Here is a 16,597-nt window from a genome sequence, read left to right on the forward strand (position 1 = left end):
CATGCGAAATGTCGTGTTGATGGTGCTGCTTCCAGGTGACCCTGGAGCGGCTGAAAAGGGAACACGGTGAGGATGACCCATCAGGGGCCAAAACCGTGGCTGCCCCCGCAACTGTAAGCGGAGAGTGCATTCACAACATCCCACTGGCCAAAAGCCGGGAAGGGGTGGATGCGCACTGACCCGCGAGCCAGGAGACCTGCCATCATCGATGATCAACTGCAACGGACGGGGTGTTCCGATGGAAAAAATCTGGCTTGAAAGCAGCGCTGTTGCGCGCCTGCAGTTTATCGCCATGTGGACTCCGGACGTCGCCACCGGGGGTAAAACATGGCGCATCATCCACAGCACATCATAACCGTCTGCACCGATTGCCGGATCACCGGAACCGCGTGCCGCCCGGGACTGGAACTGCTCGCCCGCCTCAACAACAGCCTGTCGCGCCTAGGTGTTGGCAGTGGGTCCGACTTCTCTATCGAGGGTACCGTCTGCATGGCAGGTTGCCGGCGGCCCTGCACGATCGCGTTCCAGGCCAGCGGCAAGGCAACCTATCTGTTTGGTGATATCGCACCGGATACGGATATCGGCGCGCTGGTGGATTTCGCCACGACCTATGCCGAACGGCCGGATGGCCTGACACGCGAAGCCGAACGCCCTCGCGGTCTCGGTGGCAAGACCATTGCCCGCATTCCGGCCGCCTTCCTTGTTTCGGAACATAGCGGGGAGCGCGTTCAATGAAAACCGTGATCCCGGGAGACAATCGATGAGCTGCGACGGGCGGGGTGCCAGCCTGAACGTCTTGAACGTGAGTTGGGGGCCAAAAACCAATCTGTTCCTCGTTCGCGACGTCAGCTTTTCCCTGGAGGCTGGCAACCGGCTTGCCATCGTCGGGCCGAATGGTGCTGGCAAGACATCGCTGCTGCGCTGCCTCTATCGTGGCGTGACACCACTGGAAGGCCGCGTCGAAATCGACGGCGAGGATATGCGCACGCTTTCCGCCCAGGCTGCGGCCCGTCGAGTTGCCGTCGTGCTGCAGGAGATGCCGGCCGATTTCCCGTTCACCGTCCTTGATGTGGTGATGATGGGCCGGATTCCAAGGCGCCAAGGCCTGACAGGCTGGACGGACAATGATCGAGCGCAGGTCGCCCATTGCCTCGAACATCTCGATCTCGTCCCTATGGCCAATCGCCAGTTCGCGACGCTGTCGGGCGGCGAGAAGCAGCGGGTACTGGTTGCCCGCGCACTGGCGCAGGAGCCGGACATCATCATTCTCGACGAACCGACCAACCATCTCGATATCCGCCACCAGCTGGAAATTCTCCATCTGCTGGCCGGGCTGAAGCTAACCATCGTCACGACGCTGCATGATATCAACCTGGCCGGTGCGTTTGCCACCCATGTGGCGCTGATGCGCGATGGCCGGATGGTCGGTTTCGGCCTCCCGAACGAAGTACTGACAACCCACGCAATTTCGACCACCTTCGGCGTAACGGCCCTTTCTCACCCCGCACAGGGCAATGCCGCCGCGCGTTTTTCATTTTCCCTCAAGACCGCCTGAACCGAAAGGACCAATCATGCCCTCTTTCCGCCTGCTCGCCTCCGCTGCGGGTTTCCTCGCCACGGCATTCATCGCCATGCCGGCGTTTGCCTATCCGGTCACCGTCAAGAGCTGCAACCGCGACGTCACCTTCGATAGCGCTCCGCAGCGGGCGATTTCCAACGATGTCAATCTCACCGAGATGATGCTGGCTCTGCAACTGCAGGACCACATGGTTGGCTATACCGGCATTTCCGGCTGGAAGACGCTGGATGAAAAGCTGCGCGAAGGGGTCAAGGAACTCCCTGAATTGTCGGAAAAGTATCCAACCAAGGAAGTGCTGCTCAATGCCGACGCCGACTTCCTTTTCGCCGGTTGGAACTACGGCATGAAAGTTGGCGGCGAGGTGACGCCCGAAACACTCGATCCGTTCAAGATCAAGGTCTATGAGCTGACGGAATCCTGCATTCATGTCATGGCAAAGGCCAAGCCGACGATGAACGACATGTATGTCGATATCCTCAACCTCGGCGCGATCTTCGGCGTCGATGACAGAGCGAAAACCCTCGTCGCGGGCTACGAAAAAGGGCTTGCCGACATCAAGAGCCGGATTGGCGAGGTCAAACACCCCGTGCGGGTCTTCGTCTACGATTCCGGAACAGAGAAGCCATTTACATCCGGACGGTTCGGTATCCCAACCGCGATGATCGAGGCCGCCGGTGGCGCCAATATCATGGAAGATATCGAGAAAAGCTGGACCGAAGTATCCTGGGAACCGGTGATCGAGCGCAATCCGCAGGTGATTGTCATTGTAAATTATGGCGACGTGACCGCCGAGCAGAAGATCGCCTTCATGAAGGAAAACCCTGCCTTCAAAAGCCTTGATGCGGTCAAGAATGATCGTTTCGTCGTGCTCGACTATGTCGAAGCGACACCCGGCCCGCGCAATATCGACGCGATCGGCCGCCTGGCCGACGCGTTTCACCCGCGCAACATGTAGGAACCGCTAATCCGAAACATCCGGCCGGGCAGGCTGATCTGCCCGGCCTTTGCTTTCTGCGTACAAGATGGACATGACATGACCGGTGGCCGATTTCTTCTGACCATAATTGCATCGGCGACCCTGATCTGCCTTTGCATCACTGCGGGCGTTTCTCTGGGCGCGGCACCTATCGCGTTCGGCACCGTGTGGTCCATCGTTGCCAACAAGCTGTCACCCGGCTTCATCGAGGTCACATGGTCGGCCGGCCGCGATAGCATCGTCTGGGATGTCCGCTTCCCGCGCGTCATTCTGGCAGCCTTGGTCGGCGCAGGTCTTGCCGTGGTCGGGGCCGTGCTGCAGTCCGTCACGCGCAATCCACTCGCCGACCCGCATCTTCTCGGGGTTTCCTCCGGCGGAGCACTTGGCGCAATCCTGGCGTTGCTTCACACAGGCCTCATTTTTGGCCTTGTCACCGTGCCGCTGTTTGCTTTCATCGGTTCGCTTCTGGCAACCATCGCTGTCGTTGCGGTCACCCGCTTTTCAGGGCAGGCGGCCGATCGGCTGGTCCTATCGGGCATTGCCGTCGCCTTCGTTGCCACCGCATTGGCCAATCTCCTGATATTTCTCGGCGACCCACGCGCCGTTCATACAGTGGTGTTCTGGATGCTCGGTGGCCTGGGGCTGGCCCAATGGCCGCACCTTGTCTATCCCGCCGTAGTTCTCAGTGCCTGCCTCGCTTGGTTCACCTTGCGCGCGCGGGAAATCAACGCGCTGGCCATGGGCGATGAAACAGCAGCGACACTCGGCATTCCAGTCGTACGGTTCCGGGCACAACTCTTCGTGGTCACGGCTCTTCTGACCGGGGTGATGGTCGCCTTCTCCGGCGCCATTGGGTTTGTCGGGCTGATGGTGCCCCACTTCGTCCGGCTTGTCGCCGGTAGCGACAATGTCCGGGTTATCCCGCTGTCGGCGCTAACCGGTGCAGTGGTGCTGATTCTTGCTGATATCGCTGCCCGCGTTGTCATGGCGCCAGAGGATCTGCCGATCGGCATCATAACGGGGCTGGTCGGTGGTCTCGCCTTTATCGCAATCCTGCGGCGTTGAGCCGAGATATCGCAACTATTCCATTATATAAACCGGCGATTTTGCGCATATGGCTGAGGAACAATCGAAATGCATCAGGTTTTCGGAATTTAGGGGACGCTTATTTCCATCGGTAACTTGCAATCTGGCGCCCGCCTCAGCAAACATACGGAATGGTCACGCATCAAAACCGATTTCAACCGCCGGTACATGGCGGCCAACATATCAGGCGCCGCAATCTGCTCCAGCAGTTGCAACGTTTGGGGCCTCTCCGGCTGACGACCATCATTGCGCCTGCCGGCTACGGGAAGACGTCATTCGCCGCGCAATGGTACGATTCATTGAGAAACCAAGGGGCAAATCTGGTCTGGTTGCCGCTGGAGGTAGATGATTGCGACCAAAGCCATCTCCTCGTCGCCTTGCTGGAAGCCCTGCAGGATTTGCAACCGGGCGAAGGACGGGGCCTTGATGCCAACAGCATGCCCGTCGCCACGCTTTTATCCGTACTCGTCACCCGGTTGCGGCGGATCGAAACCCCGGTCACGCTTTTCCTGGACGATTACCATTTTGCCCAAACGGATGCGACGGAATCCCTTCTGGCAAAACTATTGGCTGCAAAAGACCTCACCCACGTCAAATTCGTCCTGATTTCCCGCAGCGCTCCACGGTTTCCGATCTCCGCTTTGCGGTTGAATGGGGAGCTCAAACAGATCGGCGTTGCCGATCTCAGCTTTTCAGAGACGGAAGCACAGGAGTTTTTTGTTGGGCGGGCTGAAAAACTCACGCGCGAACAAATCGGCGAACTGAACAAGCGGACCGAAGGCTGGGCTGTGGCGTTGCAAATGGTCCGTGTACTTGTCGCCGAAAGCAGCAATAGCGCCTCCATTCTGGAATCGTTTGATGGCAGCAACGCCGAAATGGCCCGGTATCTGTCCGAGCAGGTGTTCTCCAGCCTACCCTCGGACATTCAGCATTTCCTCGTCGAAACCGCGTCGCTTCCTGCCATCAGCCGCACGCTGGCTGCAGCGATCTGCGGCAGCCCTGACGCTGCCACGCTCTTCAATCGGCTCGCGGACCATGCGCTGCCGATCGCGGTTCTGGATGCCCAGGGAATGTGGATCCGGTGTCACCCCGTGTTCAACAGCTTCCTCAAGGAGGAGGCGATACGCGTTGGCATAGAAACGCAGGATATCTTGCGAAAGGCCGCACGCTGGTTTCAAACCCGCGACGATTGCGAGGCTGCAGTCCGTCATGCCCTTTTGGCGGACGACACAGCACTGGCGGCTGAAATCATCGAGACGTCCGGCGGATGGCGGCGGGTCTACGCGACCACGCGTGGCGGCACCTTGCTGTTTCAGACATTGATCGCCAAGGCCGCCGACATCAATCTTTCCGGCTACCCGCTAACAACCCTCGGCCTCTGCGTAATCAGCGCCAAGGCAGGGCAGCTCGACGCCGCCAACCACTATTTGGCGATCGCCGAACGGGCGTGCACCGGCCAGACGCTGTCTCGTGATCTGCGCGTCGTGCGCGTGCTGATGTCGCTCTATACTGACCGTTGGGCCAGCACTGCCGATCTTTCTGCCCTGGAAGACGACCTGGCGTACGGTAGCGATGTGCAGCTCATTCACCGTGCACTGGCACTCAACATGCTGGCCTACAATTTCCTTATCCGCACAGACCTCGATCGCGCCATACACTACGGGCAGCTTGCCATGCGGGCGTTTCGCGATGGCGGCGCGGATTTTGGCGCCATGCATCTCTATACCCATATCGGCCAGGCGGCATTCTTCAGCGGCGACAGCGCGAGTGCCGAGGATGCCTATCGGAGCCTGATTGCAGAGGCACAATCCAATATCGGGGAGGGCAGCGATCTCGATGCAGTGGGCCAGGTATTGCTCAGTGAAGTCTTGTCGATGCGCGGCGATCATGATGCCGCGTCCAGCGCTCTGTCCTGGGCGCTGCCGCACCTGGAGCGCCACGATACCTGGTTCGATCTTCTGGCTGCAGGCTTCATGGCACAGCAGCGGGTGCTTCGCCTCAACGGCAATGTGCTCGCGGCTCACGCCGCAATCGACAGTGCCAGAGCGACCGCCCGGCGTCGCGGCTTCGAACGATTGACACGGTTGATCGACGGCGAGCGCGTCACGCTTCTCGTCGCTACGGGCGATATCGAGGACGCGGTGCGTTACGCCGAAACCAGCGGCTTCACGACGCAGGCTGCTTACGCCGATGCTGCCAACAATCTGAGCCTGAACCTGCGCGGCTGTGTTCCGGCTCTCCTTTGGGCGCGAATTTATGCGGCGCGTGGCGATATTGCACGGGCACGCGATGTGTTCGACCGACTAAGAACACAGCAGGCGTTGAAGCCCCATGTGCCGCGCCGGATCGAGTTAGACCTTCTCGACATTCGCTTATTGCAGGCTGAGGGGCGGCCCGACAAGGCCGCAGCGTGCCTGTCGAACCTGCTCCTGTCGCAACCAATTGCGAATTACCGCGCGATCCTGCAGATTGAAGGTGCTGATTTCACCAACGCTCTGCGACGTCTGGCGACCTTGATGGAAATCCCGGCTGTGATATCGCAACGCCTGGCCCAGGTTCTTGACGGTCCGGCAATGCCAACGCTGGCCAACGTCACTGCAGCGAACGCGGCGGCGGCCAGTGGGATAAACGAATCGGGTGGGTTGACCGAGCGCGAGCGCGGCGTGATGCACCTTTTGAGTGCAGGTCTCAGCAACAAGGAAATCGGCCGCCAACTGGACCTCAGCGACAACACGGTCAAATTTCACCTGCGTAATATCTTTGCCAAACTCAACGTCACCACCCGCACGGCAGCGGTTACGGCCGGACGAAACTCCGGCATGCTGCCGTAATCAAGGACCTACCCAAACGGGTAGGATGCGAAAAACCCAACCACCCATCTGACCAGCTACCGATGCGCCTCAAACCCTCCTAGTCTACCCTCAATAAGTGCATGGAGGGTTCGCAGACGATGACCACCGGCGGGAGACTTGTCGACCCTGTGACCCAGGAGATCATCGAAGGCAAACTGACGGCGACCGTCGATGAGATGGGCATCGTCATGGCCCGCACCAGCATGAGCCCGGTCATCTACGAAGTGCTCGATTTTGCCTGCGGCCTCCTGACTGCGGATGGCGAACTCGTTGCCCAGATGAACGGCATCACGCTGTTTACCGGCACGTTCGGCGTGCAGGTCAAGGCGCTTATCGAAAAGTTCAACGGCAAGCTGGCGGATGGCGACATCCTGCTTTCGAACGATCCCTATGCGGGCGGAACCCATGCCTGCGACTTCGCCATCGTCAAGCCGCTGTTCGTCGGTGGCGATATCCTGGCCTATGCCATCAATGTCGCCCATTACCTGGATGTCGGCGGATCAGTACCGGGGAGCCTTGCTCCAGATGCCACGTCGGTGTTTCAGGAGGGGCTGCGCCTCCCGGGCGTCAAGATCGTACGCGCCGATGTGTTTTCCGATGAAATTCTGCACATCATCAGCGAAAATGTCCGTCTGCCCGATGTGGCACTTGGCGATCTCAATGCGCAGGTGGCAACCGTCAGAGTTGCAGGACGCCGCATGGCAGAGCTTGCCACCCGGTACGGAGCTTCGATCGTTCAGGCCGCTTTCGCCAATCTTCTCAACGCAAGCGAGATTCGCAGCCGGACAGCGATTGCGGCTCTTCCCGACGGCCGCTACGAGGCAACCGATATCATTGACGGGGACGGTGTCAGCCAGGAGCCGATCTACGTCAAGGTGGCGGTGACCATTGCCGGCGATGGTATAACAATCGACTTCACCGGCTGCCCACCAGCCGTTGCCGGGCCGATCAACTGTGCGCGAGGCGCATTGCAGTCGGCAGTGAGAACGATCGTCAAGGCCATGGTCGGGCCACAGGACCCGTCCAACGAAGGTTGGTTTCGTCCGCTAACGGTCATCGCCCCCCCGAGAACCATTTTCACCGCCGAGAAGCCATCCCCGACCGGTTGGTATTACGAGGGGTCGGTGCATGCCTCGGAACTGGTTTGGAAGGCCCTGGCACCGTTAATGCCATCGCGGTTTTCCGCCGGGTCCTATTCCAGTCTGTGCGTCGTCTACATTTCCGGCAAAGATCGCAGCGGCCAGCCTTTCATCCACATCGAGCCGCAGCATGGCGGCTGGGGTGCCAGCGAGCACCGGGACGGCGCCGGCGCGCTGATCGCACTCACGGATGGCGACACCTACAACTACTCCGTGGAGGTGATCGAGGCGCGGTTTCCGCTGCGGGTCATGCGCTATGGCTTCAATGTCGAGGGTGGCACAGGCGCGGGGCGCCGGCGCGGCGGCTTCGGTATTGTGCGCGAATATCAGATCCTCAGCACGGACGCATCCGCGTATGGCAGCTTCGGGCGCACCACGACGCAGCCATGGGGTATGGATGGTGGCGGGCAAGGAACAGTCAATGCCTTGCAGATCGCCCCCGTACAGGGCGGCGCAGTCAAAACCTATGGCCGCGTGGCCCATATCGATCTCAATAAGGGCGACGTTTTGCGCGTCATCACCGGCGGCGGCGGTGGATGGGGCGATGCCTGCAAACGCGAGCCAATGCTCATCGAGCAAGACTTGCGCAACGGTTTTCTGACCGAGGCACAAGCCTCTCAACTTTATGGATACAACGCGGAGGTTTCAGGATGATCAGACTGGCAACCGATGTCGGAGGCACGTTTACCGACCTCGTCGGATATGACGAGCGCAGCGGCGAGTTGTTCACGGCAAAGAGCCTGACAACCGCCAAAAACCAATCCAGGGGCGTGCTCAACGCCATTACTTCGGCAGAAGAGACGTGCGGGCTGCGAACGCGGGATGTCACGTTCTTTGCCCATGGCGGAACCACCGTCATCAATGCGATTACCGAGCGCAAAGGCGTACGCACAGCGCTGGTAACCACGGCAGGCTTTCGCGACGTTCTGGAAATCGGCCGGGGCAACCGGCCCGACCTCTACAATCTGCAGTTCCACAGTCCCGAACCTTTCGTTCCCCGGGAACTGCGCTTTGAAGTGCGCGAACGTCTCGACGCTTCGGGCAACATCGTCCTGCCGCTCGAACTTGATGACCTGCGGCCGATCATTGCCCGCTGCAAGGAGGAGAAGATCGAGGCAATCGCCATTCTTTTCCTGCACAGCTATGCCAATCCCGAGCATGAGGTCCTGTGCGCGGGCATTCTGGCGGACGCACTTCCGGAAGTGACGGTTTGCGCAAGCCATGCCGTATCACGGCATTGGCGCGAGTATGAACGCACCAACACGGCCGTTCTGAACGCCTATGTCCAGCCGATTATCCAGTATTATTTCGAGCGGCTGGAAGAGGCGCTGATGAAGCGCGGCCTGACCTGCCCCTATTACGCCATGCAGTCCAACGGCGGCATTTCGACTTTTGATCAGGCGGTGGACAGCCCGCTCACCCTCGTCGAATCCGGCCCTGCAGGCGGGGTTGCAGGCGCGGCCCGGATCGGCGAGGCTCTCGGCGAAAGCGAAGTCCTGTCGCTTGATGTCGGTGGCACAACGGCCAAGTGCTCGCTGATCCATGGCGGGCGCCCGACCCTGAATGTCGATTACAAGCTCGAGCACACCCGCCTCCGCCCGGGCCACCCCGTGCAGGTGCCGGTGGTGGATATCGTCGAGATCGGCTCCGGCGGTGGCTCCATCGCGCGGCTGGACGACCGGGGTGCATTGCGAGTCGGCCCCGAGAGTGCCGGTTCCACGCCCGGACCAGCCTGCTACGGACATGGCGGCAAAAAGCCGACGCTGTCAGATGCCATTCTGACTGTCGGCATCTTCGATCCGGCAACGTTTGCCGGCGGCAGCATGCATCTGGACAAACAGAAGGCTGCCGACGCGATCGCCACCATCGCCACCCCGCTCGGCATGAGCATCGAGGATGCGGCAGTCGCCATTATCGACATCGCGCATGCCAGCATGATCAACGCCCTGAAGCTGGTGACAGTGCAGCGCGGCCATGATCCACGCGATGCGGTTTTTGTTGTCAGCGGCGGTGCCGGACCGGCGCTCGCCACCCGCCTTGGCCGGGACCTGAGTGTCAAGGCAACCGTTATCCCTCCGCATCCCGGTATTTTTTCCGCCTGGGGCATGCTGGCAGCGGAACCCCGCGCCGATTTTCGCAGCACGTGGTTCTCCGCTTTGACAGTGGAAGCATTGAGCCAGCTATCGAGCCGGTTCGACGACCTCGAAAGCGAAGCCGTCGCCTATTTTGCCAAGGGTCATGATGCGCACATCCGCTTCACCTATCAGGTTGAAGCCCGGTATCGTGGGCAGGAACATGGGGTCTTTGCCCAGTTTGACCGCCATGACGATGCCGAGAGTTTTGCCGAGCGCTTCCATGCGGCTCACGAGCGGGCCTACTCGTTCCGGTTGGCCAATGCTGGCATCGAAATCACCACCCTGCACCTCGAAGCGGTTCTGAATGGCCCCGTGATCACCTTGCCGTCGCTGCCTGCAACCGGTAATAGTATAAAATCCGCGATGACGACCCGTCGCGACGTCTATTTCGGCGCAGCGGTCGGGTGGGTTTCCTGCCCGGTCTATCAGAGGGGCCTGCTGGGAGCGGGGCAATTAATCGAAGGGCCGATGATCGTGGAGGAGGCGACGGCGACGACACTTGTTCTGGAAAACCAGGTGCTTGAGGTCACGGATACCGGTATCCTGATCATCCGAGAAAACCGTGGCGAGGCGGGATAATATGGCGATATCGATCCAGATCGATGGTGTCAGCCGGGAATATGGACCGGTCAAAGCGCTCGACAACGTAACCCTCGATATCAAGGCCGGCGAGTTCTTCACACTGCTCGGATCGTCAGGATGCGGGAAAAGCTCGCTTCTGAAGCTCATCGGCGGTTTTGATAGGCAAACATCGGGGCGTGTTGCCTTTGACGGCAAGGATGTCGGCGATCTGCCGGCTAACAAGCGGCCGGTCAATACGGTATTCCAGAGCCTCGCTCTGTTCCCCCACATGAGCGTTGCGCAAAATGTCGGATATGGTTTGCGCCTGAAAGGCCTGTCCGGCACCTCGCTGGAAACCAGGATCGACGATGCCCTGGATCTGGTTGAACTCTCGGGCTTCGGCCCACGCGACGTCAATCTCCTGTCCGGTGGCCAGCGGCAGCGCGTGGCGCTTGCCCGTGCTTTGGTGATGGAGCCGGGCATTCTCTTGCTCGACGAACCCCTGACCGGCCTCGACGAACGCCTTCGCCAGCAGATGCGCGATGAATTCGGCCGGCTGCACAAGCGCACGGGCGCGACCTTCATTCTCGTCACGCACAATCAGGACGAGGCGCTCAGCCTGTCGGATCGCATGGCCGTGATGCACAAGGGCCGCATCGAGCAGGTGGACGCACCCGCGCGGTTCTTTGAAGCACCTGCCAATGCTTTTGTTGCTCGCTTCGTCGGCATCGATACGCTGCTGCGGCCGGAAAAGGTCGTCTCGAATGGGGGCCAAACGGAAGCGACCGTCGGCGGGCAAAAGCTGCCGGTACGATCACAAGCCGCTGTCGATTCTGCTGCAAGTGTCGTTGCGATCCGGCCGGACCGGTTGTTTCTTGCCAAACAAGATGCGCTGAACGCTCTGACGTTGACAGTCGTCGAAACAACGTTCCGCGGCCTGCATCGCGATCTGAAACTTGCTTTTGCGGATGGCCAGACGCTGGTGATTGCCATTGAGGCAGACGCCGATGTCGGGCAGTTTTCCCCCGGACAACAGGTCCCCGTCGGCCTCAAGCCCGACGCAGCGGTGCTGATTTCCAGTGCTGGATTACCGCCGGCGGGATGAAGCCACAGTTGATTGACCAACGCATGCCAAGAACCAAGAAGGGGAATGATCATGACAAAGCAGAGCAGACCACTTTTACCTCGGCCACACAGCAATGTGCAGCGGCGTGATTTCCTCAAGCTCATGGGGGCGGGCGGGATTGCCCTGTCTGCCGGGGGCTTGAGCTTTGCCTCGCGGGTTGCGGCACAGGATGCAGCCACAGTCGCCTTCTGGGCGACGGCGACGCTGGATATCGGCGACAAATGGCCGGAGTTTGCCAAGCAGAACGGCGTCGCACCGGAATTCACCGATAACGGCAACGATCTCGGTCCAGTCATTGCTCGCCTCGCTGCCGGCAATGCCAACGATCTCTTCGACATCGGCGGCTTTCAGGGCGGTGCCGAAAAGGAACTGGCGCGTCAGGGGGTGATCATCCCCTGGGATACCGCCAAAATTCCAAACTACGAAAGCCTTTGGCAATGGGCGAAGGACATCCCCTACCTCAAGCAAGACGGAAAACAGTACGGCATTCCGGCTGTCGTCAATGCCGACTCGATCATCTACCGCCCCGATAAACTCGGCAAGATCGACAGCTATGGCGCGATCTTCGATCCGAAACTGAAGGGCCGGGTGGCGATGGAGGATGCCTGGATCAACAGCGCCATCTTTACCGCCATGTATTTGAAGGAAAGCGAAAACCAGCCGATCGCCGATCCCGGCAACCTGTCGGAATCCGAACTCGGCCTGGTCATGGAATTCCTGATCAAGCACAAGTCCGACGGCCAGTTCCGCACATTCTGGAATGGCTGGGAGCAGGGCGTCCAGCTCGTTGCCGATCAGGAAGTCGATGCGATGACCGGCTGGGAGCCGATCGTATACGAAGGCCGCAAACGCGGGCTGCAGGTGGAATATGCGGCTCCCGTCGAAGGTTACGAAGGCTGGGGCAACAACATGGTTCTGCTCAAGGGTGCTGGCGACCGCGGCGTTTCCGACACGGCCCATAAATTCGTCAACGGCCTGCTCGGCGGATTTTATGGCTGCGAACTCGGCCAGGCGCGCGGCTATCTCGTGCCGACGGACAACAACGTTGCCTACGCCAAGGCCCATCCGGAAGAATACAAGCCGGAGGAGGTCGAGAAGCTGGCCGAGCATGTGAAGGCGAAGTTTGCCGGCAAGGTCTACTGGCAGAATGCCCGGCCGGATAATTTCCAGCTCTACGAAGAATGGTGGCAGAAGCTGCGCAACGCCTGAGATCGATGACTGGCAGCGGCAGGTCTTCCCGCCGCTGCCGCCAACCCTTGAAGGATCATCATGACCGGACCGCGCCTGCCCATTTCATCGGTTCTGATGACGCCGCCGCTTTTGGCGATCCTGGCGCTTGGACTGGTGCCGCTAACCATCGTCGTCGTCTGGAGTTTCTGGAGTTGGGACCCTTCGACCTACTGGATCAAGCCGGACCTGAGCCTTGCAGGATATGGGGGCATACTCGAGGCGGGGCGCTGGACGGTGATCGTCTCGACGCTGGTCAAAGCATTCGGCACCGCGCTCTTGTGCCTGCTCATCGCCTATCCGACAGCCTATGCCGTACATTTCCTCGCCGGGCGCAGGCTCAGCATCATCCTGCTGGCGTTGATCACCATTCCCTTCTTCACGTCCTATCTGATCCGATCCTTCTCCTGGCGGTTGGTGCTGGGGCGTACCGGGGTGCTCAATACCTGGCTGCAGGATATCGGCATCATCAATGCGCCGCTCGACTGGCTGCTGTTCAGCAATTTTGCTGTCGTCGTCGGGCTGGTCGCGTCCTATCTGCCGTTTGCGACTTTCCCCTTGCTCTTGTCGATGCGCCGTGTCGATCCGACCTTTCTTGCCGCAGCCCAGGATTTGGGTGCCGGATTCTGGAAAAGTCTGACCAGTATTCTGCTGCCGCTGACGATGTCCGGCATTTTCGCGGGCTTCCTGTTCGTCTTCGTCATGGTGGTGGGCTCTTCCACCGAAGTGCAGATGCTCGGCGGCGCCGGGGCATCGATCGTCTCGGTGATGATCAACGACGTCATGCGCGTCGCCAATTATCCACTGGCGTTCGCCATTTCCACCATCGTCCTCATCGTGATCTTCGGTCTCGTGCTGATCGGCAACCGCGTCTTCGGCCTTGCCTCGCTGTTTGAGGATCAATCGCCATGATGATCAGTGAAGGCTTTTTCAACCGCATCCTGTTGTGGGCAATCACCATCGCAGGTCTGATCGTTATTTACGCGCCGCCGCTTTATCTGCTCGCCGTGTCCTTCAATCCCGCCTTGCAGCCCGGCCTGCCGCGCCTGTCCGATCTCAGCCTCACATGGTATGCAGCGTTGCCAAATGACCGGGCACTTGTGGGGGCGTTGCAGCAGTCCCTGATGATCGCGACGATCACAGCGGTGCTGGCGACCGGCATGTCGCTTTTGGCTGCGCTGGCCTATTTCGAGTTGCGCGCCCAACGGACAACTTGGTTCCTGACCGTGATCCTGCCGATGTTCGTGCCGGGGGTTATTCAGGGATTGGCATTGTCGGCGGTGTTCACGCGCAGTGGCATCAAAGCATCCAGCCTGACCGTGATCGCCGGTCATCTCCTGTGGGCCATGCCCTTCGCCTTCATCGTCATCCTCACCAGCTTTGCCGCTGTGCGTCGTTCCTATCTGACGGCTGCAGCTGATCTGGGGGCAACATGGTGGCGGCAGTTCGTCGATATTACCTTGCCACTGATCCGCCCGGGTCTGATCAGCGCCTTCATCTTTTCCTTCCTGTTATCGCTCAACGAGTTTACACGCGCCTTCTACCTGGCCGGCCGTCAGAACACCTTGCCGGTCGTCCTGTTCGGTAAAATGAACTCGGGCGCATCGCCGGTGATTTACGCCATGTCGGGCGCCATCTTCCTGGTGTCGGTGGCCTGCGTCGCGCTTGCTTCCATCCATTTCATGCTGCGCCGAAACTAAAAATCGTTCTTAAACAGAGTATCAGCGTCTGAATATCGCCGAACCATCAGGTGCCGTTTTCAGTGCGATTTCGGCCATTCTTCATCCGGCCAATCGCGCGACGTATGGATGGCGCGAACGATGGAAATCATCTCGCGTCCACCAGCTTCGGTGATAGAGTAGGCAACGATATAGGGCAGTTTTGCAACGATCTTCTCGTAGGTGCCGACCACGCGGCCGGGACGGCCTGTTGCCATCTCGCCAACGGCATTTCCCGTGTCCCTGATCCGATCGGCAACGCGTCTCGCCGCAGTCGGATTTTCTGCCGCAATGTGAACGATCTGCGCTTTCAGGTCATCCAGCGCATCGCGAGACCACTGTACCGGTCTTTTCACGTGCGGCCGGCCTTCGCTTCCTCGATAGCGGCATAGATTTCAGCCATCGCATCATCGTGGGTCACGATGCGTCCAGCTTCGACATCAGCGATACCGCGCTTGATACCGTCGATGATGGCGAGTTCCTGCTCGACATAGGCCGCTACTGCTTCCCCGGCCAGAAAGGACTTACTGCGCCTCGTATTATCAGAAAGCCGCTCAAGCTTTTTCTTGAGCTCCGTGGAAACGCGGATCGTCATTGTAGAGCTTCCAGCCATTACACGCCGTCCTATGTGTTAACTTGTGTACGTCTTAGCACAAGTTAAACTCGAAATGAATTGTTTAAGCGAATGGGGGGCTTTGGCAGCTTACGCCTTCAGATAGCCAATAACCGCATCGGCGATCATCGTGCGGTGACGTTCGAGCGTTGCGGGTTCGGAGAGGTCGCGGCGGAAGATCGAGCCGAAGGTGTAACGGTTGGAGACGCGGAAGAAGCAGAAGGCGCTGATCATCATGTGAATATCGATCGGATCGGCCTGCCGTGTAAAAACACGCTGGTCGACGCCGCGTTCGAGAATGCCGGCGATTGTCTCGATGACAGAGACGTTGAGATCTCGGATCGCCTCCGAGCGCAGCATGTGGGCAGCATGGTGAATGTTTTCGATGCTGACCAGCCGTACGAAATCCGGATGCGCCTCGTCATGGTCGAAGGTGGTCGAGATCAGCACCCGCAGCGCTTCTTCCGGCTCCAGATTGGAGAGCTGGAGGTCTGCTTCCAGTGTGCGGATCTTGCGGTAAGAGCGCTCTAACACCGCTAGATAGAGACCTTCCTTGCTGCCGAAATAATAATAGATCATGCGTTTGGATGTGCGGGTCCGCTCGGCGATGGCATCGACGCGCCCGCCAGCAAGACCGTGCGTGGAAAATTCCTCCGTCGCCACCTCGAGGATATTCTCCTGCGTGCGTTGCGGATCGTTTTTCCTGCCGTTCTCAACCTTTATTGCCATGCTCCGCCGCTCCCTCCCGGCGCTTCCGGTCTTCAAACCCGCGTGTCTCCCGCACGAGAATCTGCATCCAGCTACCCGGCATGCCATCAAGTCATAATGAGCTTGCCGCCTGCTTTCAATAGATGCCTCTTGACATACGTACCAGTTCGTACATTTTGTTACTTGCGCCTGATGTTCCTGAGGAGGAGGCATCGGCGCGGATATCTGGTCACGGTATTGTGCGGCCGCTGCGGATGCAGAACATGGCAGCCTGTCGCCGTTGGCGGAATCCATTTGGGGAGGAGTGGCATGACACGCATCATCGAATTTTATTTTTTCGGGCTGAAGGTGATCATCGCCTTTCTGCTCGCTGCCATGGTTGTGCTGGTGTTTGGCAATGTCGTCCTGCGTTATGCCTTCAATCAGGGCATCACCTCGTCCGAGGAGCTTTCCCGGGTCTTCTTCATCTGGCTGACATTTCTCGGCGCCGTTGTCGCCATGCGGGAGCATGGCCACCTCGGCGTCGATTCGCTGATCAAGCGTTTGTCACCAACGGGCGCCAAACTGGCCGTTCTGGCCGGGCAGGGGCTGATGTTGTTTGCCACGGCGCTGATGATCAGCGGCAGCTGGACACAGACGCTGATCAACCTGCCGGCAACGATGCCCGCAACCGGCCTGTCCATGGGCTTGTTCTACAGCGCCGGCCTTGCCTTCGGAATTCCGACCTTTCTCATCATCCTCTGGGACGCTTTCTGCGTCGCAAGCGGCCGCATCGATGTAACCACCGCCGAATTCGTCCGTGATAGCGAGGAGCAGGTGGCTCTCGATGATCACCCCGCACCGCCAGCCGTCACCGGCGCGAAGATCTGAGGAGAAA

At 59.6% G+C, this 16,597-nt stretch carries 15 protein-coding genes and 1 riboswitch; of the genes, 12 read left to right on the forward strand and 3 right to left on the reverse strand.

Translation table 11 applies throughout. From position 1 onward, the window contains the following. Window positions 1–3: 3 nt before the first annotated feature. A riboswitch (cobalamin riboswitch) is annotated at window positions 4–219 on the forward strand. A gap of 108 nt (window positions 220–327) precedes the next feature. The 11 genes from R6X40_RS24760 (at window position 328) to R6X40_RS24810 (ending at window position 14,381) form a co-directional block, all read left to right on the forward strand. Beyond that, entirely contained in the window at window positions 328–735 is a 408-nt protein-coding gene (locus R6X40_RS24760; RefSeq protein WP_318417037.1) for a DUF1636 domain-containing protein, read from the forward strand. A 25-nt stretch (window positions 736–760) separates the two neighbouring features. After that, window positions 761–1,555, forward strand: a complete 795-nt coding sequence (locus tag R6X40_RS24765) for an ABC transporter ATP-binding protein (protein ID WP_318417038.1) — start codon at window positions 761–763, stop codon at window positions 1,553–1,555. Between the two features lie 16 nt (window positions 1,556–1,571). After that, on the forward strand, window positions 1,572–2,534 hold the full coding sequence (locus tag R6X40_RS24770) for an ABC transporter substrate-binding protein (RefSeq protein ID WP_318417040.1): 963 nt from the start codon (window positions 1,572–1,574) through the stop codon (window positions 2,532–2,534). A 78-nt stretch (window positions 2,535–2,612) separates the two neighbouring features. After that, entirely contained in the window at window positions 2,613–3,620 is a 1,008-nt protein-coding gene (locus tag R6X40_RS24775) for an iron ABC transporter permease (protein ID WP_318417041.1), read from the forward strand. A 152-nt stretch (window positions 3,621–3,772) separates the two neighbouring features. Beyond that, the gene (locus R6X40_RS24780) at window positions 3,773–6,472 is read left to right on the forward strand and encodes a LuxR C-terminal-related transcriptional regulator (protein ID WP_318417042.1); all 2,700 of its coding nucleotides are present in this window, start codon (window positions 3,773–3,775) and stop codon (window positions 6,470–6,472) included. 119 nt (window positions 6,473–6,591) lie between these two features. Beyond that, a complete protein-coding gene (locus tag R6X40_RS24785) occupies window positions 6,592–8,286 on the forward strand; it encodes a hydantoinase B/oxoprolinase family protein (protein WP_318417043.1) in 1,695 nt (564 codons plus the stop codon). Next, a complete protein-coding gene (locus R6X40_RS24790; RefSeq protein WP_318417044.1) occupies window positions 8,283–10,346 on the forward strand; it encodes a hydantoinase/oxoprolinase family protein in 2,064 nt (687 codons plus the stop codon). Before R6X40_RS24785 ends, R6X40_RS24790 begins: the two co-directional genes overlap by 4 nt. A gap of 1 nt (window position 10,347) precedes the next feature. Next, window positions 10,348–11,433 carry an ABC transporter ATP-binding protein gene (locus R6X40_RS24795; RefSeq protein WP_318417046.1) on the forward strand — a complete coding sequence of 362 codons (1,086 nt, stop codon included), beginning with the start codon at window positions 10,348–10,350 and terminating at the stop codon, window positions 11,431–11,433. Window positions 11,434–11,484: 51 nt separating this feature from the next. Further along, window positions 11,485–12,663 (forward strand): ABC transporter substrate-binding protein, encoded by a 1,179-nt coding sequence (locus R6X40_RS24800; protein ID WP_318417047.1) that lies wholly within the window; start codon window positions 11,485–11,487, stop codon window positions 12,661–12,663. 60 nt (window positions 12,664–12,723) lie between these two features. Next, on the forward strand, window positions 12,724–13,593 hold the full coding sequence (locus tag R6X40_RS24805; protein WP_318417049.1) for an ABC transporter permease: 870 nt from the start codon (window positions 12,724–12,726) through the stop codon (window positions 13,591–13,593). Further along, window positions 13,590–14,381, forward strand: coding sequence for an ABC transporter permease (locus tag R6X40_RS24810; RefSeq protein ID WP_318417050.1), 792 nt, complete (start codon window positions 13,590–13,592; stop codon window positions 14,379–14,381). The genes R6X40_RS24805 and R6X40_RS24810 overlap by 4 nt, the downstream gene beginning before the upstream one ends. A 59-nt stretch (window positions 14,382–14,440) precedes the next feature. Here the strand turns inward: R6X40_RS24810 and R6X40_RS24815 are convergent, their stop codons facing one another. From R6X40_RS24815 to R6X40_RS24825, 3 genes are all read right to left on the reverse strand, one after another. Then, on the reverse strand, window positions 14,441–14,755 hold the full coding sequence (locus R6X40_RS24815; RefSeq protein WP_318417052.1) for a type II toxin-antitoxin system RelE/ParE family toxin: 315 nt from the start codon (window positions 14,753–14,755) through the stop codon (window positions 14,441–14,443). Beyond that, window positions 14,752–15,012, reverse strand: coding sequence for a CopG family ribbon-helix-helix protein (locus tag R6X40_RS24820; protein WP_318417054.1), 261 nt, complete (start codon window positions 15,010–15,012; stop codon window positions 14,752–14,754). Before R6X40_RS24820 ends, R6X40_RS24815 begins: the two co-directional genes overlap by 4 nt. Window positions 15,013–15,102: 90 nt before the next feature. Further along, complete coding sequence (locus R6X40_RS24825; protein WP_318417055.1) at window positions 15,103–15,741, reverse strand: TetR/AcrR family transcriptional regulator; 639 nt, start codon at window positions 15,739–15,741, stop codon at window positions 15,103–15,105. Between the two features lie 288 nt (window positions 15,742–16,029). On the opposite strand from R6X40_RS24825, the gene R6X40_RS24830 reads away from it, so the two are divergent. Further along, the gene (locus R6X40_RS24830) at window positions 16,030–16,590 is read left to right on the forward strand and encodes a TRAP transporter small permease (RefSeq protein WP_318417057.1); all 561 of its coding nucleotides are present in this window, start codon (window positions 16,030–16,032) and stop codon (window positions 16,588–16,590) included. Window positions 16,591–16,597 lie beyond the last annotated feature (7 nt).

Origin of the sequence: Rhizobium sp. PL01 (assembly GCF_033447125.1) — a bacterium.
GTDB lineage: Bacteria > Pseudomonadota > Alphaproteobacteria > Rhizobiales > Rhizobiaceae > Pararhizobium.

What these genes read in the sequence shown, in the direction of transcription:
- R6X40_RS24765 (WP_318417038.1), top strand. Translation starts at nt 761, where the DNA reads ATGAGCTGCGACGGGCGGGGTGCCAGCCTGAACGTCTTGAACGTGAGT.
- R6X40_RS24800 (WP_318417047.1), top strand. Translation starts at nt 11,485, where the DNA reads ATGACAAAGCAGAGCAGACCACTTTTACCTCGGCCACACAGCAATGTG.
- R6X40_RS24760 (WP_318417037.1), top strand. Translation starts at nt 328, where the DNA reads ATGGCGCATCATCCACAGCACATCATAACCGTCTGCACCGATTGCCGG.
- R6X40_RS24805 (WP_318417049.1), top strand. Translation starts at nt 12,724, where the DNA reads ATGACCGGACCGCGCCTGCCCATTTCATCGGTTCTGATGACGCCGCCG.
- R6X40_RS24825 (WP_318417055.1), bottom strand. Translation starts at nt 15,741, where the DNA reads ATGGCAATAAAGGTTGAGAACGGCAGGAAAAACGATCCGCAACGCACG.
- R6X40_RS24820 (WP_318417054.1), bottom strand. Translation starts at nt 15,012, where the DNA reads ATGGCTGGAAGCTCTACAATGACGATCCGCGTTTCCACGGAGCTCAAG.
- R6X40_RS24780 (WP_318417042.1), top strand. Translation starts at nt 3,773, where the DNA reads ATGGTCACGCATCAAAACCGATTTCAACCGCCGGTACATGGCGGCCAA.
- R6X40_RS24790 (WP_318417044.1), top strand. Translation starts at nt 8,283, where the DNA reads ATGATCAGACTGGCAACCGATGTCGGAGGCACGTTTACCGACCTCGTC.
- R6X40_RS24785 (WP_318417043.1), top strand. Translation starts at nt 6,592, where the DNA reads ATGACCACCGGCGGGAGACTTGTCGACCCTGTGACCCAGGAGATCATC.
- R6X40_RS24830 (WP_318417057.1), top strand. Translation starts at nt 16,030, where the DNA reads ATGACACGCATCATCGAATTTTATTTTTTCGGGCTGAAGGTGATCATC.
- R6X40_RS24810 (WP_318417050.1), top strand. Translation starts at nt 13,590, where the DNA reads ATGATGATCAGTGAAGGCTTTTTCAACCGCATCCTGTTGTGGGCAATC.
- R6X40_RS24775 (WP_318417041.1), top strand. Translation starts at nt 2,613, where the DNA reads ATGACCGGTGGCCGATTTCTTCTGACCATAATTGCATCGGCGACCCTG.
- R6X40_RS24770 (WP_318417040.1), top strand. Translation starts at nt 1,572, where the DNA reads ATGCCCTCTTTCCGCCTGCTCGCCTCCGCTGCGGGTTTCCTCGCCACG.
- R6X40_RS24795 (WP_318417046.1), top strand. Translation starts at nt 10,348, where the DNA reads ATGGCGATATCGATCCAGATCGATGGTGTCAGCCGGGAATATGGACCG.